The sequence below is a fragment of the Methylorubrum thiocyanatum genome (assembly GCA_014138645.1).
Taxonomy (GTDB): domain Bacteria; phylum Pseudomonadota; class Alphaproteobacteria; order Rhizobiales; family Beijerinckiaceae; genus Methylobacterium; species Methylobacterium thiocyanatum.
The window spans coordinates 661,761-681,304 of record JACJIB010000002.1 but is presented as its reverse complement, the minus strand read 5'-3'; the positions used below and the strand labels follow the sequence as shown (position 1 = coordinate 681,304).

The 19,544-nt window shown below is 70.1% G+C and carries 18 protein-coding genes; 7 read left to right on the top strand and 11 right to left on the bottom strand.

The features are described 5' to 3' along the window. Window positions 1-42 precede the first annotated feature (42 nt). Genes HNR51_RS06980 through mdcA form a run of 7 tightly spaced genes read right to left on the bottom strand, consistent with a single transcriptional unit; the run spans window position 43 to window position 6,072 of the window. Window positions 43-966 (bottom strand): acyltransferase domain-containing protein, encoded by a 924-nt coding sequence (locus HNR51_RS06980; RefSeq protein WP_182554435.1) that lies wholly within the window; start codon window positions 964-966, stop codon window positions 43-45. Then, on the bottom strand, window positions 963-1,823 hold the full coding sequence (mdcB, locus tag HNR51_RS06975) for a triphosphoribosyl-dephospho-CoA synthase MdcB (RefSeq protein WP_182554434.1): 861 nt from the start codon (window positions 1,821-1,823) through the stop codon (window positions 963-965). The genes HNR51_RS06980 and mdcB overlap by 4 nt, the downstream gene beginning before the upstream one ends. Beyond that, window positions 1,820-2,479 (bottom strand): malonate decarboxylase holo-[acyl-carrier-protein] synthase, encoded by a 660-nt coding sequence (gene mdcG / locus HNR51_RS06970; RefSeq protein WP_182554433.1) that lies wholly within the window; start codon window positions 2,477-2,479, stop codon window positions 1,820-1,822. Before mdcG ends, mdcB begins: the two co-directional genes overlap by 4 nt. Next, window positions 2,472-3,188 (bottom strand): biotin-independent malonate decarboxylase subunit gamma, encoded by a 717-nt coding sequence (gene mdcE / locus HNR51_RS06965; RefSeq protein WP_182554432.1) that lies wholly within the window; start codon window positions 3,186-3,188, stop codon window positions 2,472-2,474. The genes mdcG and mdcE overlap by 8 nt, the downstream gene beginning before the upstream one ends. After that, entirely contained in the window at window positions 3,175-4,107 is a 933-nt protein-coding gene (locus tag HNR51_RS06960; RefSeq protein WP_182554431.1) for a biotin-independent malonate decarboxylase subunit beta, read from the bottom strand. The genes mdcE and HNR51_RS06960 overlap by 14 nt, the downstream gene beginning before the upstream one ends. 2 nt (window positions 4,108-4,109) lie before the next feature. Then, window positions 4,110-4,418: a malonate decarboxylase acyl carrier protein gene (gene mdcC / locus HNR51_RS06955; protein ID WP_012452008.1), complete on the bottom strand. Its 309-nt coding sequence runs from the start codon at window positions 4,416-4,418 to the stop codon at window positions 4,110-4,112. A gap of 7 nt (window positions 4,419-4,425) precedes the next feature. Continuing rightward, entirely contained in the window at window positions 4,426-6,072 is a 1,647-nt protein-coding gene (gene mdcA, locus HNR51_RS06950; protein WP_182554430.1) for a malonate decarboxylase subunit alpha, read from the bottom strand. A 269-nt stretch (window positions 6,073-6,341) separates the two neighbouring features. Here mdcA and madL point away from each other — a divergent pair, with 269 nt between their 5' ends. From madL to HNR51_RS06930, 4 genes are all read left to right on the top strand, one after another. Next, on the top strand, window positions 6,342-6,797 hold the full coding sequence (gene madL, locus HNR51_RS06945; protein ID WP_182554429.1) for a malonate transporter subunit MadL: 456 nt from the start codon (window positions 6,342-6,344) through the stop codon (window positions 6,795-6,797). A 3-nt stretch (window positions 6,798-6,800) separates the two neighbouring features. After that, complete coding sequence (gene madM / locus HNR51_RS06940) at window positions 6,801-7,565, top strand: malonate transporter subunit MadM (RefSeq protein ID WP_141949660.1); 765 nt, start codon at window positions 6,801-6,803, stop codon at window positions 7,563-7,565. Further along, window positions 7,565-8,257 carry a GntR family transcriptional regulator gene (locus HNR51_RS06935; RefSeq protein WP_041370909.1) on the top strand — a complete coding sequence of 231 codons (693 nt, stop codon included), beginning with the start codon at window positions 7,565-7,567 and terminating at the stop codon, window positions 8,255-8,257. The genes madM and HNR51_RS06935 overlap by 1 nt, the downstream gene beginning before the upstream one ends. Window positions 8,258-8,366: 109 nt before the next feature. After that, window positions 8,367-9,365 carry an SDR family oxidoreductase gene (locus tag HNR51_RS06930; RefSeq protein ID WP_182554428.1) on the top strand — a complete coding sequence of 333 codons (999 nt, stop codon included), beginning with the start codon at window positions 8,367-8,369 and terminating at the stop codon, window positions 9,363-9,365. A gap of 18 nt (window positions 9,366-9,383) precedes the next feature. Here the strand turns inward: HNR51_RS06930 and HNR51_RS06925 are convergent, their stop codons facing one another. Further along, window positions 9,384-10,589 (bottom strand): DUF2252 family protein, encoded by a 1,206-nt coding sequence (locus tag HNR51_RS06925; RefSeq protein WP_182554427.1) that lies wholly within the window; start codon window positions 10,587-10,589, stop codon window positions 9,384-9,386. A gap of 642 nt (window positions 10,590-11,231) precedes the next feature. Between HNR51_RS06925 and HNR51_RS06920 the strand changes: the two genes are divergently transcribed. The 3 genes from HNR51_RS06920 (at window position 11,232) to HNR51_RS06910 (ending at window position 17,406) form a co-directional block, all read left to right on the top strand. Then, window positions 11,232-13,661: a hybrid sensor histidine kinase/response regulator gene (locus HNR51_RS06920; RefSeq protein WP_182554426.1), complete on the top strand. Its 2,430-nt coding sequence runs from the start codon at window positions 11,232-11,234 to the stop codon at window positions 13,659-13,661. Between the two features lie 182 nt (window positions 13,662-13,843). Next, window positions 13,844-15,361 carry an ATPase domain-containing protein gene (locus HNR51_RS06915; protein WP_182554425.1) on the top strand — a complete coding sequence of 506 codons (1,518 nt, stop codon included), beginning with the start codon at window positions 13,844-13,846 and terminating at the stop codon, window positions 15,359-15,361. Beyond that, window positions 15,361-17,406, top strand: a complete 2,046-nt coding sequence (locus tag HNR51_RS06910) for an ATP-binding protein (RefSeq protein ID WP_182554424.1) — start codon at window positions 15,361-15,363, stop codon at window positions 17,404-17,406. The genes HNR51_RS06915 and HNR51_RS06910 overlap by 1 nt, the downstream gene beginning before the upstream one ends. Before the next feature lie 113 nt (window positions 17,407-17,519). Here the strand turns inward: HNR51_RS06910 and HNR51_RS06905 are convergent, their stop codons facing one another. The 3 genes from HNR51_RS06905 to HNR51_RS06895 form a co-directional block, all read right to left on the bottom strand. Next, the gene (locus HNR51_RS06905) at window positions 17,520-17,918 is read right to left on the bottom strand and encodes a hypothetical protein (RefSeq protein ID WP_182554423.1); all 399 of its coding nucleotides are present in this window, start codon (window positions 17,916-17,918) and stop codon (window positions 17,520-17,522) included. Between the two features lie 48 nt (window positions 17,919-17,966). Next, window positions 17,967-18,569, bottom strand: a complete 603-nt coding sequence (locus HNR51_RS06900) for a hypothetical protein (RefSeq protein ID WP_182554422.1) — start codon at window positions 18,567-18,569, stop codon at window positions 17,967-17,969. Between the two features lie 353 nt (window positions 18,570-18,922). Beyond that, window positions 18,923-19,393, bottom strand: coding sequence for a helix-turn-helix transcriptional regulator (locus tag HNR51_RS06895; protein WP_182554421.1), 471 nt, complete (start codon window positions 19,391-19,393; stop codon window positions 18,923-18,925). Window positions 19,394-19,544 lie beyond the last annotated feature (151 nt).

Sequence of the window (19,544 nt, the reverse complement as noted above, 5' to 3'; positions counted from 1 at the left end):
GGTCGGATGCCGGGTGGCGTCTGTTCGGCGATCCGATTTCGATCAGGTGGCGCCGATCCATTGCGCGACGCCGATGGCGGAGCGGAACTCTTCGAGCGCATGGACCCGCGCGCCGGGGAGGGCGTTCCGGGCCATGGTGGCGAGGGCGTGACCGGGGCCGAGTTCCAGCACAGTGTCGCAGCCATATTCCCGGCAGGCGGTCAGGCATGCGGCCCAGTCGATGGTCTGCGAGATCTGGTCCGCGAGCTTCGAGAGGCCGGCCCCGGCATCGAAGACGGGCGCGCCGTCGAGCCCGCTGAGGAGCCGCGGTGCCCCGCGGGGAGGGCGCTGCGGGTGCTCCGCGGCGAGCGCGTCGGCGAAGTGCCGGCTCGCTTCGCGCAGGAGCGGCGTGTGCGAGGGCGTCCGCACCGACAGGATCACGGCCCGTTGCGCGCCGGCCGCGCGGGCGGCCGCGCAGATGTCCTCCAGGGCCGGGCGCGGACCGCCGACGACGGCGCTGTCGTCGGCGTTGCGGATCGCGAGATGGGCGCCGTAACGCCCGGCGATGGCCTCGATCTCCGCGAGGCGGATCCCGCGGATGCCGGCGAGCCCGGCACCATCGCCCGCGGCCGCGTCCATGGCCTCGGCGCGGGCGGCGGCCAGGCGCAGGATCGCCGCCGCGTCGAAGCGGCCGGCGCAGCCCCAGGCGGCGAGGTCGCCGATGCTGTAGCCGGCGACGACGGTGCGGACGGCGCCCGCCGCCTCAACAATGGTCCAGCCGGCAAGCGCGGCGACGCAGCAGAGGATCTGCCCGGTGCGGTTGCCGTGCAGGTCCGCCCCCGGCTCGCGCACGAGGTTGCGCGGGTCGCGGCCGAGGATGCGCTCGGCCGCCGCGAAGACCGGTGCGGCCGCGGGCCTGTCGGCCGTGAGGTCGAACATGCCCGGATGCTGGCCGCCCTGGCCGGACAGGAGGACCGCCAGCGTCACGGCGCCGCCTCGATGGCATCCACGAACACCGTCATGGCGAGCAGGTCGGCGCTGCCGCCGGGGCTGAGACGGCGGGCGACGAAGGCGCGGTGCAGCGCCTCGGCGCGGTCACGCCAATCCGGCTGCGCCACGCCGCCCTCGCCGATGAAGCGGGCGGCCTCGTCCCGCGCGAAGGCAAGACCGTCGGGGCCGCCCCGGTGCAGAAGGTTCGTGTCCTCGACATGGGCGATCAGGGCGAGGCAGGTTTCGACGCGGGCGGCCTCCTCGTCGCAGGGTTGGGCCGCGCGGCCGCGGCGCAGGGCCGGCAGGCCGATGCGGTAGACGCTCGGGAAGCCCGCAGCGGCCTCGGCCGGGGCGCCGCCGACGCCGTGGCGGCGGCGTACCCGCGCGCCCGCGGCGTGCAGCAGAACCGGACCGTCGAGGATCGCCGCGCCGTAGCGTTCACGCACGAAGCCGCCGAGCGCCCCGGCCGCGGGCCTGGGCAGGGCGCCCGCGGCGGCGCAGAGGAGACCGAGCCCGAAGATCGCGCCGCGATGGGTGTTCACGCCACCGGTCGCCACCCGCATCGCCACCTCCGCATCGAGACCGATGCGGCGCAGGGCCGGCATCGCCGCACCCGCCGCCCCGGCACCCACGAGCGCGCGGAAGAAGGGCGCGACCGCCGCGGTGCTCGCGCGGAAGGTGCCCGCATCCATGTCGGTGTGACTGCCCGCATCGACGTGGCTGACGAGGCCGGGCTTCGGATAGGTCTCGAGTTCGAGCCGCAGGGCACGGGCGGCGATCCGGGCGATCACCGCCTCCCTCGGGCAGGGATCGTCCTCGGGCGAACGCACAAGGCGCGCGGAGAGCGGGCTCATTCCGGATCTCCCGCGAGGATGGCAGCGGCCTCGCGCAGGGCAAGGCGATCGCGGTGCTTGACGAGGACCGTGCCGCGCGGACCGGCGGTGTCGAGTTCGCGCCAGTTCACGCCGCCGCCGTTGGCGAGGAGAATCTCACCGTCGAGGCGCATCGGTGCCCGCGCCCCGATCGCGGCGAGGCCGTCGAGGAGCGCAGGCGGCACCGCCCCGGCGATCGGCCAGAGCAGGTCGAGATCCGAGCGGTCCGACAGATAAGGCAGGCCGGTCAGGCTCTGCCAGAGCAGGCTGCCGAAGGGGCGCGGCGCGAGGCCGAGGCGTTCGCCGAGCGCGATGGCCGCCTCCACCGTCTCGCTCCAGGCTGGCGGGCAGGCATGGCGCGTGTCCGACAAGTCCAGGGGACGACGCGGGCGGACCGCCTCGGGCGGAAGCGTGAGGCCGATGCGGCGCTTGCCGTCGCGGGGCGGCAGGGGCAGGCCGACCGGTACGAGCCGTGGCGCCTCACCCGGATACGAGCGGCGCAGGATGACCGGGCGCCCGTCCTCCACCCAGGCCGCCACATGCGGCGCCTCGGCAAGGTCCGGCCGTTCGGACAAAGCCGCTCCCCAAGCGCCCGGCTCCACGTCGAGGAGGTCGTGGCGCCGGTAGGCCTCAGCCAAGGCGCGCGTCCCGTACCACCTGCGCTGCGATCTCCTCCGCGACGGGGCGTCCGCCGCGCGCGCGTCCGGCCTGATCGCGGATGTCGTCCGCCGGGAGCGCGTCGATCACGGCGGCGATCTGCTCCGCGAGCGGCCGGTCGGGGTCGAGCACCGCCTGCACCGCGCCGGTGCGCACCATGTTGTCGAGGCCCGGCGCGAAGACCGGCGTGTCCTTGGCCATCGCCTCGAGCCGGTCGAGCGGCAGCTTGGTGACGCGGGCGACCGACGGCAGGTCCATCACGCTGGGGTTCGCCCCCGGCAGGCCGACGAGGGCGCGCGTCGCCAGCGCCGTGGCGATGAAGGCGCCCGCCGCCGAGTGGCCGTAGATCAGGCCGAGCGTGGGATGGCCCTTCGCATCGGCGAGCAGCAGCGTCTTGGCGAGGTGGGCGAGATATTCGTTGAGGCCGAGCAACTCGTCGCGCCGGCTCATGCGCTGGCTGTCGGAATCGATCGCCACGAGGATCGGCGTTCGATCGCCCCGGCGCACCACATCGAGGACGTCGCGCGCGAGGCGGCAGGCGCCGTCGACGCCGAGCGCCGTGTCGCCGTCGATGCCGATCACCGCGAGCCGGCCGCCCCGGAACGGGCCCTCGCCGCTGACGAGACCGTCCGTGACGGTGACGGAATGGCCCTCGGGAAACAGCGCAGCGAGGATCTCAACGAGCGTCATGGGTCGTCTCCCCGAGATTGGCGAGCAGGGCGTCGAAGTCGGCCGTGCTCAGCGCCGGCACCGCCTCCGGGTCGTTCACGCCGAGCCGCGTCCAGATCTCGGTGGCGTCGCGGCAATCGCCGAAGCGGGCGAGGCGCTCTTCGAGCCGCCTCTGCTCGGCCTCAAGGGTGGTCAGGTCGAAGGCGGGCGCGCGCGCGATCGCGTCGAGCGCTGCCTGCCGGAACGCCTCGACCGTGTCGTCGGCGAAGGCGTCGGCGCCTCCGGTGAGCCGGCGGTGCTTGCCGCCCATGGTGCGCCAGACCAGGGCGCGGTCGCGGGAGTCGAACTCCTCGGCGCCCTTGTTGGTCTCGATCACCTCCGGCCCCGAGACGGAGATGCGCCCGCTCTCGGAGACCACGAGCCGCGAGCAGGTGCCGGCGATCAGCCCGCCGCCGCCATAGGCGCCGGCCCGCCCGCCGATCAGTCCGATCACCGGTACGCCGGCCGCGCGCACCTGCGTGATCGCCCGCATCACCTCGGCGATGGCGGTCTCACCGGCATTGGCTTCCTGGAGACGCACGCCGCCGGTATCGAAAAGGATCAGCACCGCGTCAGGATTCAGCGGCAGGGCGGCGCGGAGCAGGCCGACGAGCTTGGCGCCGTGCACCTCGCCGAAGGCGCCGCCCATGAAGCGGCCCTCCTGCGCGGCGACGAGCACCGGCTTGCCGTCGAGGCGGCCCGATCCGATGATCATGCCGTCGTCGAAGGCACGCGGCAGGTCGAACAGCGGCAGGTGCGGACTCATCCGGCGCTGCTCGGGGCCGATGATCTCGCGGAACGATCCGGCGTCGAGGAAGCCGTCGATGCGGGCGCGGGCGCTCGCCTCGTACCAACTGGTGGCCCAGCCCCTGGCGGCGGGGTCGATGATCCGTTCGCTCATCCTCAGACCTCCATCAGCCGGGCGCCCTGGAGCAGGCGCAGGGACACGGTGTCGGGGCGGGCGCCGCCATCGTTGACCGTGATGCGCAGGCCCCCGGGCTGGGCGCGGGCGACGAAGTCGGCCACCACCGCCGCCCACACGTCGCCGTAGCCGCGGATCGGCGTCTCGATCTCGACCGTGCATTCGGTCGCTGGCAGCGCGCGCTCCAGCAGCACTTCGAGGTTGCCGGAGGCGACGACGCCGGTGATGGCCTGCGCCTTCGCACCGGGCAGGGCTTTTTGCGTCGTGTGTCGGAAGCTGAGCTTTTCCATCGCGGCCTCACCAGTTCCGGAACTTGGCCGGCGGCTCGTAGAGCCCGCCCGACCAGTGCACGAGATCCTTGATCGACTTCGCCGCGAGCAGGGAGCGGTCGGCGTCGAGGGGTTCGATGCCGAGATCCTCCGGGCGGCGCACGATGCCGCGCTGGCGCAGTTGCTCGACCATGGCCCGGTCGCGTCCGCGGCCGATCTCGGTGTAGCCGGCCACCCCTCGGATCGCCTGTTCACGCTCGTCGGCGGTGCGGCACAGGAGAAGGTTGGCGATGCCTTCCTCGGTGACGATGTGGGTGACGTCGTCGGCGTAGACCATCACCGGTGCGAGTTCGAGGCCGATCTTCTTGGCCAGTTCCAGCGCGTCGAGCCGCTCGACGAAGGCCGGCACCAGTCCCTCGCCGAAGGTCTCGACGATCTGCACCACGAGCTTGCGCCCGCGCATCAGGGCGGGGTCGCCGGTCACCTGCGCCTCGCGGCCCGCCTTCATCCAGGTGTCGGAGGGATGGCGCCGGCCGTGCGGGTCCGAGCCCATGTTGGGAGCGCCGCCGAAACCCGCCACGCGGTTCTGCGTCACCGTCGAGGAATGACCGCTCAGGTCGATCTGCAGGGTCGAGCCGATGAACAGGTCGCAGGCGTAGAGGCCGGCGGTCTGGCAGAAGGCGCGGTTGGAGCGGAGCGAGCCGTCGGCACCGGTGAAGAAGATGTCGGAGCGCTCGCGGATGTAGCGGTCCATGCCGACTTCCGAGCCGAAGCAGTGGACCTGTTTCACCCAGCCCGACTCGATCGCCGGAATCAGGGTCGGGTGCGGGTTGAGCGCCCAATGGGTGGCGATCTCGCCCTTCAGCCCGAGGCGCTCGGCATAGGTCGGCAGCAGCAGTTCGATCGCCGCCGTGCCGAAGCCGATGCCGTGATTGAGCCGGCGGATGCCGTACTCGGCGTAGATCCCCTTGATCGCCATCATGGCCATCAGGATCTGCGTCTCGGTCATCGCCGCCGGATCGCGGGTGAAGAGCGGCTCGACGTAGAACGGCTTGTCGGCCTCGACCACGAAGTCGATCCGGTCGCCGGGGATGTCGACGCGGGGCACACGATCGACGATCTCGTTGACCTGCGCCACCACGATGCCGTTCTTGAAGGCGGTGGCCTCCACGACCGTGGGCGTGTCCTCGGTGTTCGGCCCGGTATAGAGGTTGCCCTCGCGATCGGCCGACACGCCCGCGATCAGCGCCACGTTCGGCGTGAGATCGACGAAGTAGCGGGCGAACAGCTCGAGATAGGTGTGCACCGCCCCGAGCTCGATCTGCCCGCCATAGAGCATCCGGGCGATGCGCCCGCCCTGCGGCCCCGAATAGGAATAGTCGAGCCGACGCGCGATCCCTTGCTCGAAGATGTCGAGATGCTCGGGGAGCACGATGCCGGATTGGACCATGTGCAGGTCGTGCACCCGGCCGGGGTCGCACTGGCTCAAGCCCCGCGCGAGGCAATCCGCCTGCTTCTGGTTGTCGCCCTCGAGGCAGACTCGGTCGCCGGGCCGGAGGATCGCTTCCAGCAGATCGACCACGGCCGCGGCCGCCACGACCTTGCCCGCGGCATGGGCCCGGCCTGCCTCGATCCGCGCATCGCGGGCTTCCCGTTCCCGACGCCAGCCGCTCATCCGGTCCGCTCCCTGTGATGGCCTCGCTGCGCATACACGCCTCGGCCGCTTGGCCGGCACCGTATGCCATGCGGCGTTCTAATTCCGGTTTTTGTATTCCTTCTTGCGTCGAAGTCAATATCTTGCATACGATGGCCCTACAAAAACGAATCACTGAATACGGGCAGGAGGCGCGCGATGGGCGCTGCATGCAAACGGCTCACGGAAGGCCGCCGGATTGACGAACGCGCGACCGCGCGTTCGCCGGGTTCGCACCGAGGAGACGTCCGATGACGGTTTTGGGTGTCGCGCTCCTCGCGCTCTGCACCCTGGTCGGCGTGTTCCTCGGCGACCTGCTCGGGATCCTGCTCGGCGTGAAGGCCAATGTCGGCGGCGTCGGCATCGCCATGATGCTGCTGATCGCCGCCCGGATCTGGCTCATGCGGCACGACCGGCTCGGTCACGCGACCAAGCTCGGAGTCGAGTTCTGGGCGAGCATGTACATCCCGATCGTGGTGGCCATGGCCGCGCAGCAGAACGTCGTCGCGGCGGTGAGCGGCGGTCCGATCGTGATCATCGCGGCCGTGGGCAGCGTGCTCCTGTGCTTCGCCGCGACCGCCCTGCTCGGACGCATCGGTGGGCGGCCGGCTCGGGACGGTGCCGAGGCCGAGCCGGCGGCTACCGTCATCGCCGGAGACGTCGAAGCGCCATCGCCCGTGCGGCCCACGACCGCGGGCGGGAGGTAGACCATGCTGCACATGCTGGAACACGTCTTCGTCGAGCAGAGCCTGGTCGCCGCCTTCGCGGTCATCGGCGGCCTGATGCTGGTGTCGAACGTCATCGGCAAGCGCCTCACCGGCGGCCGGGTCCACGGCTCGGCCATCGCCATCGTGCTCGGCCTCGTGTTGGCCTATCTCGGCGGGCTCGCCACCGGCGGCAAACACGGGCTCGCCGACATCCCGGCGTTGGCCGGCATTGGCCTGATGGGCGGAGCGATGCTGCGCGACTTCGCCATCGTCGCCACCGCCTTCGAGGTGGATGTGATCGAGGCGCGTCGCGCCGGCCTCCTCGGCGTCGTGGCGCTGGCGCTCGGCACGGTGCTGCCGTTCCTCGTCGGAACCCTGACGGCGGTCGCCTTCGGATACCACGACGCGGTGTCGATCACGACGATCGGCGCGGGGGCCATCACCTACATCGTCGGCCCCGTGACCGGCGCGGCGCTCGGCGCCGACTCGACCGTGATGGCGCTTTCCATCGCCACCGGCGTCACCAAGGCGGTGATGGTGATGGTGGGCACGCCGCTGGTCGCCCGGCTGATCGGTCTCGACAATCCGCGCTCGGCGATGGCCTATGGCGGGCTGATGGGCACGGTCAGCGGCGTTGCGGGCGGGCTCGCCGCCACCGATCCCAAGCTCGTTCCCTACGGGGCGTTGACCGCGACCTTCCACACCGGCATCGGCTGCCTCGTCGGCCCTTCGCTTCTGTTCCTGGCCGTGCGGGCTTTGGTGGGATGATGCGTGTGGGCGATGGTGGCGACAGGGACGGCACGCCGGAGGGGCGCGGCCTTCTCTCCGATCAGATCCGCAACGCACTGACGGACGAGATCGCCGCCGGCGTCCTCGCCGCGGGCATCGCCCTCGACGAGCAGGATCTCGCCGACCGCTTCGGCGCTTCGCGCACCCCCGTCCGCGAAGCCCTGCGCCAGCTCGCGGCCAACGGCCTCGTCGAGATGCGGCCCCGGCGCGGGGTCGTCGTCGCCCGCACCACGCCCGAACGGATCATGGAGATGTTCGAGACGACCGCCGAGTTCGAGGCCCTTTGCGTCCGGCTCGCGACCTACCGGATGACGCCGCTCGAACTCAGCGCCTTGATGGACCTTCACGAGCAATCGGCGGTGCCGGTCGCGGCGCAGGACTACGATACCTACGACGCCCTCAACCGCGCCTTCCACGAGGCTCTGTACCGCGCGACCCATAACGGCTTCATGGCCGAGCAGGCGCTGGCGATCCGCTCCCGCCTCTCGGCCTTTCGCCGGACGCAGCTGCGCCAGGGCGAGCGCATCCTGCGCTCGCGTGCCGAGCACGGCGAGATCCTCCAGGCGATCGCCGAGGGCGACGGCGACATCGCGGCGCGTCGGATGCGCGCGCACATGCTCAATGCCGCGAGCGCGCTCGGCCGCTACGTCGCGGACCATGCCAGCACGTGACGTGAAACGGCTAGCCTGCGCGGTTTGAGCGCGGGCCGAAACAGTTCGGCTCCTCGCGCGTACCCCCATCGCCACCGCATCGGAGCGGCGGGGAAGGAGAGGGCCGACGATGGGACACAAGCCTCTGCGCGAGCAGGTCATCGTCATCACGGGAGCGTCCAGCGGCATCGGACTGGCGACCGCCCGGATGGCGGCGCGGCGCGGCGCCCGGGTCGTGCTTGCCGCCCGCAGCGGAGACGTGCTCGCCGGGATCGCGGCCGAGTTCGGCCCTCGTGCCACGTTCGTGGCCGCCGATGTCGGCCGACGGGAGGATGTCCAGGCGATCGCCGACCACGCCGTCGCGACCTTCGGCGGCTTCGACACCTGGGTGAACGTGGCCGGCCTGACCGTCTACGGCCCCTTGCGCGAGATCGATCCCGAGGACCATGAGCGGCTGATCCGCACCAACCTCTGGGGCACGGTCTACGGATCGCTCATCGCCGCCGAGCACCTGCGTCGGCACGGCGGCGCCATCATCAATGTCGGTAGCATCGCCTCCGACCTCGCCTTTCCGTTCCAGGGCCTCTACGCCACCTCCAAACACGCGGTGAAGGGCTTCACCGATACGCTGCGCATGGAGTTGAAGGCAGAGGGGGCGCCGGTCTCCGTGACGCTGGTGAAACCCGCCTCCATCGACACGCCGCTGCCGGCCAGAGCCCGCAACTACATGGACCGCGAGCCGACCCTGCCGCCGCCGATCTACCCGCCGCAGGAGGTCGCCAACGCGATCCTGCGCGCCGCCGTTCACCCGCAACGGGACATCTTCGTCGGCGGCGGCGGCAAGCTGTTCGTCATGGGCAAGGAGTTCGCACCGGGGGCCTACGACGAACTCGCGCCGGCCATCATCGCTCTGCAGAAGCGGTCGGAGCCGCCGCGGAACCCGGAGGGCGCCCTGCACGCGCCGCGGTCCGCCGGCCGGGAACGGGGCGACCCGCCGGTCCCGGTGATGCGCACGAGCGCCTACACGCGCGCGACCCTGCATCCACTCGCGACGGCAGGAGTCGCGATCGGGGTTGCCGCGACGGCCGCTCTGATCCTCGGCGGCGGACGGGTGACGCGGCGATTCTGACGCCGCGTCCTCCCGGCTTCAGGCGGCCTGCTGCCCCGCATAGCGGCGGCAATGCTGAAGGTAGCCGACCTCGTGGCGGCCGGCGAGTTCGACCACGCTGGACCAGAGCCAGGAGGGCGTCCCATCGCCCGCCGCACTGCCGCGGGTTACGTCGGCCCGCCACGCCCGTCGGGCCGGCGCGTCCATCTGCCGGCCATGCGCCTTGCCGACCACGTAGGCGAGGTAGTGCGCCGCCCGCACCGCCTCTTCACGGCCGAACTGATCGACGTCGAGCTTCAGGTCCTGGGGCGCGAGTTCGCGCATGACGACCGACTTGCCGAGCAGGTGCAGCGGCATCATGCGTTCGCCGAGATTCGGCGACAGGGCCCGCGCACCCTCCACCACCCGCTCCGCCGGATCCGAGGGCATCCGCGCATCGGGCGCCGCCGGCGCGGCAGGCTCCACCGCCTCCTTCAGATCCACCAGGGCCAGCCGCTGCTTGGTCCCGGGCTCGGTGACGCCGACGAGGGTGGCGTAGCGAAGGAAGCCGAGCGAGCTGCAGCCCTTCATCCAGTAGGCCGCGTCGATGAGGCGGATCTCCGCCTCCTCGCTGCGCCCGTTCAGCGCCAGCACGAGGCGGCGCACCGCCTCTTCCCGGAAGAGGGCATCGAGGGCCTCGCGCTCCTCGGCATCGAGCGCCCAGAACTTGCGGCCGAGCGGAATGGCGGGCTCCTCGCCCTTGAGGCGCTCCCGCGCGAGATGCTTCCAATGCCGGCCGAGCGCACGGCGGCGCACCGAGCGCACGACGTCCGGCTCGGCGGGCGGCCGGTTCGTGTCCCGCTCTTCGAGGCCGGAGGCGTAGCCGAGCAGCATCTCCTCCAGCATCCGCGCCGTGACGACGCCGGGCAGGTCCGAGCCGCGGGCGGCGCTCGCGAGCGAGAGCCCGAGGCGGACGAGGTCGTGCGTCGGATTGCCGATGACGGTCTGGTCGAGATCGCGGATCTGGATCTCGACGCGACCGTCGGCGTCGGCGAGGGGGCCGAGATTGCCGAGATGGCAGTCGCCACAGATCCAGACCGGCGGCCCCTCCGGCAGGGTGCCGCGGGGGAGGCCGTCCAGCCACTCGTAGAACTTCAACGTATTGCCACGGACATAGGCGTGGGCCGACCGTGCCATTTTGAGCGTGCGCTGCCGCTCCAGCACCAGCGCGCGCTCCTCGGGACCATAGGTTCGGTTCACGCGCATCAACACACCTTCACTCGATGGCCCGACGCTCGCCGCGGCTCTCAGCAAAAACGCGCGTCGATGCGTGCCGGGGGCGCGGCTCATCGTCCCTGAAGGGGATTAAATCGACGCTGAAGACGTGCCGGGAATCGGGGTTAACGCGGAGCGGCGTGCAGGACGCGGGCCGTCGCTGAGCCCGGCGGTCCCGCCTTGGTTTCGACCGTTCATCGCCCTTCCGCGCCGAGCGGCTGGCGGTGGCCTCGTGCCGGTCCGAACTCCCACCGGGCAACGAAGGCTGGCGATTTGATTGTATCTCAAGACTTTTCACCACCGGCGCCCAGCATCCGGCGAGATCCGTGACCTAGGTTAGTCTAGACGCAGCTCGGATTTCCCCCGTCGCAACGGCTCTCTGTCTTGATCGCAACGGTTGGCCGTGATTGACATCTTCGGCGCTGCTATGTGACGGAACGCAATGCGCCCGCCTATCGCCGTCAAATTTTTTTCAAGAGCGGTTTGGGAGCCGTCCTCTCGCTATCGGAGCGTCCCCATTCACGCTCAGATCGACGCCGCGGCGCATCAAGACGACCCGCGCTTGTCAGCCGAATCCGACGTGGCCAGCGGCGCCCGTATCCACGTCGCCCCCTCAAGCCAGGATCGCCGCGCGTGACCGACGCCGAGGCCGAGGCGCTCCGCCAGCACGTCTCCACGCTGGAAGCCGAAAATGCGCGCCTGCGCGCGGCACTCGGGGGAAAGGACGGTCGGCCACACGATACGAGCGCGCTGCCGGCCTCTCCCCTTGCGGCGAGCCAAGCTCGTCTGCGGGAAGCGCTCACCATCGCCATGGTGGGCGGCATCTATTTCGACTTGGAGGGCCGGCTTCTCGACGCCAACGATGCCTTCCTGACCATGTGCGGCTACAGCCGCAGCGATCTGGAGGCCGGGCAGCTCAGTTGGCAGGCGCTCACGCCGCCCGAATGGCTCGACGTATCCTGGCGCGCCTTCGAGGACCTGAAGCGGACGGGGCGGACCAGCCCTTACGAGAAACAGTATTTCCGCAAGGACGGCTCGCGCTTCTGGGCCCTGTTCGGCGCCACGCTCCTGGAGGATGGCCGGGGCTTCGAGTTCGTCATCGACATCACCGACCGGAAGCAGACGGAAGCCGAACTCGCCGAACGGGAGGCGGAGCTCCGCCTGATCGCCGACGCGATGCCGGGGCTGATCGCCTTCGTCGATCGCAGCTTCACTTATCGCTTCGCCAATGCCGCCTACCAGACATGGTTCGGCTGCAAGCCCGAGCAGGTCGTCGGCCGCACCATCGCCGACCTTCTCGGCACCGAAGAGTTCGAGGCTCGCCGCCCGTACATCGAACGGGCCCTGGCCGGATCGGACGTGCAGTTCGAGCGAAGCTGGCCGCGGCCGGATGGGCAGCCGCGCGAAGCCGACCTGCGCTACATGCCGAGCCGCAACCAGGCCGGAGAGGTCGTCGGCCTCTACGTGTTCGTGCAGGACATCACCGGCCGCAAGCACGCCGAGGAATTGCTCGCCTCGCGGGCGCAGCAGCTCGAGGCGCAGGTCGCCGAGCAGGAGAAGGCCCGCGACCGCATCTGGAACCTCTCGCCGGTCCTGAAGTTCGTCGCGCGCCACGACGGCGAGATCCGGTCCGTCAATCCGTCCTGGACCCGCTCGCTGGGCTGGACGGACCAGGAGACCGTCGGGCGCAACCTGCTCGACTTCGTCGCCCCGGAGCAGCGGGAGCAGGCCGCCTCCGACCTGATGCTGCGCGCCGCCACGCCGCTCTCCGGCGATGTCGAGCTGACCCTCCTCACCAAGGGAAGCGGGCCGCGCCACGTTTCCTGGACCGTCGTGCCGGGGGAGGATCTGCTCTTCGGCTTCGGCCGCGACATCACCGAGCAGCGGCAGGCCGAGGAAGCCCTGCGCCAGTCGCAGAAGCTGGAGGCGGTGGGCCAACTCACCGGGGGTGTGGCCCACGACTTCAACAACCTGCTCACCATCATCCGCTCGTCCATCGACTTCCTGCGCCGGCCGGAACTGCCGGAGGCGCGCAAGGCGCGCTATCTCGACGCCGTCTCCGAGACGGTCGACCGTGCCGCCAAGCTGACGGGGCAGCTCCTCGCCTTCGCCCGCCGCCAGACGCTCAAGCCCGAGGTGTTCGAGGTCGCCGCGCGGCTGCGTGCCGTCGCCGACATGATCGATACGGTGACCGGCGCCCGCATCCGGGTGGTGACGGAGGGGCTCGAAACGCTCTGCTTCGTGCGTGCGGATATCAGCCAGTTCGAGACGGCGCTCATCAACATGGCGGTGAATGCCCGCGACGCCATGGAGGGGGAGGGGACCCTGACGCTGCGGCTCGCCTGCTCGGTGTCGATGCCGCCGATCCGCGGGCATGCGGGTGGGCCCGGGCCGTTCGCCGCGATCGCGCTGGCGGATACCGGCTCGGGCATCCCGCCCGACCGGATCGGCCGCATCTTCGAGCCCTTCTTCACGACCAAGGAGGTGGGCCGCGGGACCGGCCTCGGGCTCAGCCAGGTCTTCGGCTTCGCCAAGCAGTCCGGCGGCGATGTCTCGGTCGAGAGCGCCGTGGGACGCGGCACCACCTTCACCCTCTACCTGCCCGAGACGGAGGCCGTGCAGGATCGGGAGGTGACCGGGAGCGAGGGCGATGCGCCGCCGATCGGAGCGGGCCAGCGGATCCTGGTCGTCGAGGACAATGTCGAGGTCGGCCGATTTGCGACGCAGATCCTCCAGGATCTCGGATTCGAAACGCGCTGGGCGGCGAATGCCGAGGAGGCCCTGGACGCGCTCGGAACGGAAGGGGCGGCGTTCGAGGCGGTGTTCTCCGACGTCGTGATGCCGGGCATGGGCGGGATCGAGCTGGCCAAGCGGCTGCGCCGCACGCATCCGAACCTGCCCGTGATCCTGACCTCCGGATACAGCCACGTCCTCGCTCTTGAAGGCGCGCACGGCTTCGAACTCGTGCAGAAGCCATACTCGGCCGAGCAGGTCTCGCAGGCGCTGTGCAAGGCAATCAGTCCGCGGCACGGACGGGCCGGGCGAACGGGCGACGGCGCCTAAGCCGCCGGTCTGGTCCGCCCGACGCGCCACGACCGCGGAGCCGGGAGCAAACTGCCTCGTTAAAGAGATGTCCTTCTGGCGATGGGGCGACCGCTTCGGCCGTGTGTTATCGCCAGCATGCATGGACGGCTGCGGCCCCCCGGCGGGAAAGCCGAGACGGTAGAGGAGCTTCGTCGGAGCCGATGAGTGAGGGAGTAGGGACCCGACCGGGTTCGAAGACCCGAATTTCAACCGGCCTCAGAGGCCTGGACGAAGTTCTCTGCGGCGGCCTGACGCCGGACCGGCTCTATCTGCTGGAGGGGACGCCGGGCACCGGGAAGACCACACTCGCCCTGCAGTTCCTGCTCGACGGCGCGGCACGCGGCGAACGCAGCCTCTACGTCACGTTGTCGGAGACGGCCGACGAGCTGCGCGCGGCGGCCGCCAGCCATGGCTGGTCGCTCGACGGCGTCGAACTCTACGAACTCGTCAACGAGATGGGCCTCGACCCGGACAGCGAGCAATCCATCCTGCATCCTTCCGAGATCGAACTCGGCGAGACGGTCCGCGAAGTCATCGCCCGGGTCGAGAGCCTCAAGCCCGACCGCGTGGTGTTCGACAGCCTCTCGGAGCTGCGCCTGCTGGCGCAGAACCCGCTGCGCTACCGGCGCCAGATCCTGGCGCTGAAGCAATTCTTCTCCCGGCGATCCTGCACCGTGCTGATGCTCGACGACCGCACCTCGGAAGCGGGCGACCTCCAGCTTCACAGCATCGCCCACGGCGTGATCTCTCTCGACCAGGCGCCGCGCGAGTTCGGCTCCGAACGTCGGCGCCTGCGCATCGTGAAGATGCGCGGCATCAAATTCCGTGGCGGCTACCACGATTTCGTCGTCGAGACCGGCGGCATCCTGGTCTTCCCGCGCCTCATCGCCGCCGAGCATCACGCGGCCTTCGATCCCGGAGCGCGCTCCACGGGCACGGCCGAGCTGGACCTGTTGCTGGGCGGCGGCCTCGTGCCCGGCACCAACACGCTCCTGCTCGGCCCCTCCGGCGTCGGCAAGACGACGACAGGCGTGCGCTGCATGCTGGCCGCCCTGGAACGCGGCGAGACGGCGACCTACTACCTCTTCGATGAGGGGCTCGCGACCGTGTTGGCGCGCTCCACGATGCTCGGCATGGATCTCGCGCCGCATATCGAGGCCGGGCGGCTCACGCTCACGCAGATCGACCCCGCCGAGCTGTCACCCGGCGAGTTCGCGGCGCTGGTCCGGGAGGCGGTCGAGGAACGCGGCTCGACCTTCGTGGCCATCGATAGCCTGAACGCCTACCTGCATGCGATGCCGGGCGAGGAACATCTCGTCCTGCAGATGCACGAACTTCTGAGCTACCTGAACCAGACCGGCGTGACGACGCTCCTGGTTCTCGGCCAGCACGGCGTCGTCGGCGAGGTCCGCACCGATATCGACCTGAGCTATCTCAGCGACTGCATCCTGCTGTTCCGCTTCTTCGAGGCCGCCGGCGAGATCCGCACCGCGCTCTCAGTGGTGAAGAGCCGCGTCAACGTTCACGAGCGGACGATCCGCGAGTTGCGGATCTCCGCGGAGGGGCTTCGCGTCGGCGAGGCGCTGACCGATTTCGAGGGCGTGCTCACCGGGCTGCCGGCCTATCGCGGCCGGGTGGCGATGCTGCGCGGACCGGACGCGCCGGGGGACGACGCCTGATGCCGTCGCCCGAGGAGCGGGTTCTGATCCTGGCTCCCCGCGGACGCGACGCCGCGGTGATCGAACAGGTGCTGGACCGCGCCGGGCTCGCCGCCGCCGTCTGCGCGGATGTCACGGAATGGGTGTCTTGCCTCCGGGCCGGCGCCGGGTCCGCGATCGTCACCGAGGAGGCCCTGGCCGACAGCGACATGCAGCCCCTCTCGGGTTGGCTCGACGCGCAACCACCCTGGTCGGACTTTCCCTTCATCGTTCTGGCGACCCGTCAGGCCGGTCCGCGCACCCAACGCGCGGCGGATTCGCTGAAGCGGCTCGGCAACGTGGTCCTGCTGGAGCGTCCGATCAACGCGGAGACGCTGACCAGCGCCGTCGTCTCGTCGCTGCGCGCGCGCCGCCGCCAGTACCAAGCCCGGGAACACCTTCTGGAGCGGGAGCGGGCTCAGGATCAGCTTCGGCGTGCCAACGAGGAACTCGAGCGGCGCGTGGCCGAACGGACCCGCGAGGTCGAAGCCGCCCACGAGACCCTGGCCTTCGCCCTCGACGCCGCTGGCATGAGTTCGTGGGACATCGATACGGAAACCGGCATCCACCGCCGCTCGCCAGGCTTCGACGCCGTGTTCGGCTACGAGGGCAGCGGGCGTGCCTGGGATCGCGAGTCGTTCCTCGATCACGTCGTCGAGGAGGATCGCGACACCGTCGCGGAGGCGTTCGCGAGCGTGGCTGAGACGAGCAAGCTCGACTTCGAATGCCGCATCCGGCGCGTGGACGGAGCGATCCGCTGGATCGCCATGCGCGGGCAGGTCAAGCGCGACGCCGACGGCCGGCCGCTGCGCATCGCCGGCATCCTGATGGACCGCACCGAGCAGCACATCACCGAGGAGGCCCTGCGCCAAGCGCAGAAGATGGAGGCGATCGGCCAGCTCACCGGCGGCGTAGCCCACGATTTCAACAACCTGCTCACCGTCATCGTTGGCGGCCTCGACATGATGCTGCGCCGCCCCGAGCAGACCGACCGGGTGAAGCGGTTGGCTGAGGCGGCGATGGGAGCGGCACGCCGCGGCGAGCAGCTCACCCAGCAGCTCCTCGCCTTCTCGCGCCGCCAGATGCTGCGGCCGCAGACGCTCAACCCGAACCGCCTGCTCTTGGACTTCCGCCCGCTCGCCGAGCGCGCGGCGACGGGGGCCGTCGAACTGACCTTCGATCTCGATCCGGCGCTGGACCCGATTCGCATCGACCCGGCGCAGTTCGAATCGGCTGTGCTGAACCTGATCGTCAACGCGCGCGACGCTCTGGAAGGCAGCGACGGGCCTGCGCGGATCGTGGTGACGAGCCGCAACGTCCGGCTCGGGACCGCCACGGTCGCCGACAGGGGCGTGCCGCCGGGTCCCTACGTCGTCGTCTCGGTGGCCGATACCGGGAGCGGGATCCCGCCGGACAAGCTCCAGCGGGTCTTCGAGCCCTTCTTCACCACCAAGGAGGTCGGCAAGGGCACCGGACTCGGGCTCAGCCAGGTCTACGGCTTCACCCGCAGCGCCAAGGGCTTCGCGCAGATCGAAACGGAGGTCGGCAGGGGCACGACGGTGAGCCTGTACTTCCCGCGCTCGACCGATCCGGCCGGCGAGGAGGTCGGGACAGGGCCGGTCGGCGCCATCCCGCTGCGCCGGGCCGGCGAAGGCGAGACGGTGCTGCTCGTCGAGGATGACGAGCAGGTTCTCGGCATGGCCGTGGAGAGCCTGGAGGAACTGCGCTACCGGGTCATCGTCACACGCAACGCCGCGGAGGCGCTGGAGCATCTGCACGGCGTCGAACGCATCGACATCCTGTTCTCGGATGTCGTCATGCCCGGCGGGATGAACGGCTCGCAACTCGCCGTCGAGGCGCGGCGGGTGCGCCCGGACATCAAGATCCTGCTGACCTCGGGCTATGTGGCGAATCTCGACGAGGGCCAGGTCCTCGGCCGCGGCGAACTTCCGGTGCTCAACAAGCCCTATCGGCGCGACGAGCTGGCCCGCTCACTGCGGTTGGTACTCGGCGGCGAGAGGGTCTGAGCCGTCCTCATACTCAAACCGATCGATCCGTTCGGGGTGGCAGATCGGGTCTCCGCTCGAGCGCCGCGCGGGCTGGCCGTTACGGCTTCCGCTCCGATCGAGCGCGAGCCGTATCACTGGTTCAGATCGATGACGTTGGTCTTCGCCGCGGGGTTCTCGTGCGCCGAACTCTTGGCGGCATTGCTCTTCGAGGGTGAGGCCTTGGCGGGCGGGCCCGGCGGGGTACCGCTCTCCCCCAACCATCCGGGCGAGTCCTTGTAGCTCGCATTCGGCGGGGTTCGGCTGTCGAGCTGGTTGCGCTCCGCCTGGGCCGGCGTTTCGATCGGCGGAATCGGTGCCGATTGCGGGTATTGCGCCGCCGGCCCGCGGAGCTGAAACCCGTCGATGCAGCGCCTGACCGCGATCGGATCCGTGATGAAGGTGCAGTCGTTCACATTGGTGATGGCTTGCGCCATCGCCGTCACGGGCGCCACCGCGGACAGGGCGGCGAGAGCAGTCAAGGTTCGTCGCATCGATGGCCTCCCGATCCGCGATACCGATCCGAGCGAGCCGGATCTCACTCAGCGCCCGGCTGACGGCGCGACTTGGCGAATTTCAACCTCGCTCGGCTCGCTTGGGCGCGGCCGCTTGACCTGTACCTGCGGTGGCGACGTCGTCGCAGCGGGAGGGCGTGCGGCGGCAGCGGACGAGCCGGCGGGCAGCGCGGCGGCGGCCGTGTTCGCGCCCTTCCCGTCGATGCGCCCGAGGCGAACCTTCACGCCACGGACGGATTTTCCGGCCGTGTCGTATTCGCACTCATAGGTGATGCGGACCCATTGGCCCTGCGGATTGAGGAAGCGCACCGAGTCGCCGCGGTACTTCACGACGGTTTCGGCGCCGGACGGCGGCTCCGCTTCCTGGAAGATGGTACCGGTCGGCCGGTTCATCCACTCGAAGTCCGTCGGCGCTTGGCGCTCGATCCCCGGCACGCAGGCTTGGATCGCCGCCGGAATGGCCTGACGGGCGCAGTTGGCGTCGCACCCGGCCTTGGCCGCTTCTCCCGGAGCCGGCTTCGCCTCCTGGGCGGACGCGGCGGAGAGAAACAGCCCGGCCCAGCCGAGACAGGCCAGGGCGTAGGAGAGCCCAACTCCGGGAACGGCCGAGTGCGCCGCAGGCCCCGCCACAATCCGCGTCATCCGTCGAACTCTCCCCTTACCCGCCCGTGTCCCGTTCCCCGGATCGAACCGGAGACGGGATGCGGAGCGCCGACATAGCCGGGTTTTTCCGCCTCAACCACTATCGGACAGTCGTACCCGGCCATTTTTCTGGATGGTCCCGCGCATTTTCAGACTCCGTTGCCGAAATGCGAATGCAGCGGCGGTGATCGAAGCCCCATCGAAGAGAGACGAGGCCCTTGCACCGAAAAATGCTCGCGGGAAGCCTTGCGATGGGTGTCTTGCCGGCCGAACCGTCACTGCGAGGCGGCCGTAGATGGACGAACCCGCGCGCAATGCAAGTGAGCACCGGTCGGTTCACCTCATCGCACCACATCCGCCACAGCCGAAAACTGACAGACGCGCGAGAGCAGCGCCACCAACTCGGGCTGGCGCGAGGTTCCGGTCTTGCCAAAGATCGACGCGAGCTGCGTGCGGAGCGTGGTGATGCTCACATTGCGGCTCTGCGCGATCGTAGCCAGGGGGATGCCCCGGCTGAGTTCCGCCGCCAAGCGTCCTTCCGCCGCCGTGAGCCCGAAGATCTTCTCGAGCGCGGGGGCATAGACGTCGGTCCGGATCGCCAGATCGATTAGGATCAGCAGGCGATGGGGCTCACCCATCGCCGTGATGTCCATCGCCTGGAAGACCAGCCGCTGGTCGCTCCGCGGACGCTCGAGTTCGACCGTGCCGAACGGCTCCGTCAGTGCGTTCTGGATCATCCGGCTTGTGAACGGCTCCGCAACAGGAACTGCCGGGTCATGGGGGGCTTCCGAAATGATCCGCCGCGCGAGCACGTTGAAATCCGTCGTCCTCCCACGGCAATGTATCAGTACGGCGGCAGAACCGACTCTATCGAGAACATCAAGCAGAGCATACTTATCTGGCATATTATGCAGGCTTCACTCTTTCGACTGAGCATATCTGCAACCCGATTCTCCATACTCA

Excerpts from the sequence above, each read along its gene's own strand:
- mdcB (WP_182554434.1), bottom strand. The coding sequence starts at position 1,823 with ATGAGCCCGCTCTCCGCGCGCCTTGTGCGTTCGCCCGAGGACGATCCC.
- mdcE (WP_182554432.1), bottom strand. The coding sequence starts at position 3,188 with ATGACGCTCGTTGAGATCCTCGCTGCGCTGTTTCCCGAGGGCCATTCC.
- HNR51_RS06960 (WP_182554431.1), bottom strand. The coding sequence starts at position 4,107 with ATGAGCGAACGGATCATCGACCCCGCCGCCAGGGGCTGGGCCACCAGT.
- mdcC (WP_012452008.1), bottom strand. The coding sequence starts at position 4,418 with ATGGAAAAGCTCAGCTTCCGACACACGACGCAAAAAGCCCTGCCCGGT.
- mdcA (WP_182554430.1), bottom strand. The coding sequence starts at position 6,072 with ATGAGCGGCTGGCGTCGGGAACGGGAAGCCCGCGATGCGCGGATCGAG.
- madL (WP_182554429.1), top strand. The coding sequence starts at position 6,342 with ATGACGGTTTTGGGTGTCGCGCTCCTCGCGCTCTGCACCCTGGTCGGC.
- madM (WP_141949660.1), top strand. The coding sequence starts at position 6,801 with ATGCTGCACATGCTGGAACACGTCTTCGTCGAGCAGAGCCTGGTCGCC.
- HNR51_RS06935 (WP_041370909.1), top strand. The coding sequence starts at position 7,565 with ATGCGTGTGGGCGATGGTGGCGACAGGGACGGCACGCCGGAGGGGCGC.
- HNR51_RS06930 (WP_182554428.1), top strand. The coding sequence starts at position 8,367 with ATGGGACACAAGCCTCTGCGCGAGCAGGTCATCGTCATCACGGGAGCG.
- HNR51_RS06925 (WP_182554427.1), bottom strand. The coding sequence starts at position 10,589 with ATGCGCGTGAACCGAACCTATGGTCCCGAGGAGCGCGCGCTGGTGCTG.
- HNR51_RS06915 (WP_182554425.1), top strand. The coding sequence starts at position 13,844 with ATGAGTGAGGGAGTAGGGACCCGACCGGGTTCGAAGACCCGAATTTCA.
- HNR51_RS06910 (WP_182554424.1), top strand. The coding sequence starts at position 15,361 with ATGCCGTCGCCCGAGGAGCGGGTTCTGATCCTGGCTCCCCGCGGACGC.
- HNR51_RS06905 (WP_182554423.1), bottom strand. The coding sequence starts at position 17,918 with ATGCGACGAACCTTGACTGCTCTCGCCGCCCTGTCCGCGGTGGCGCCC.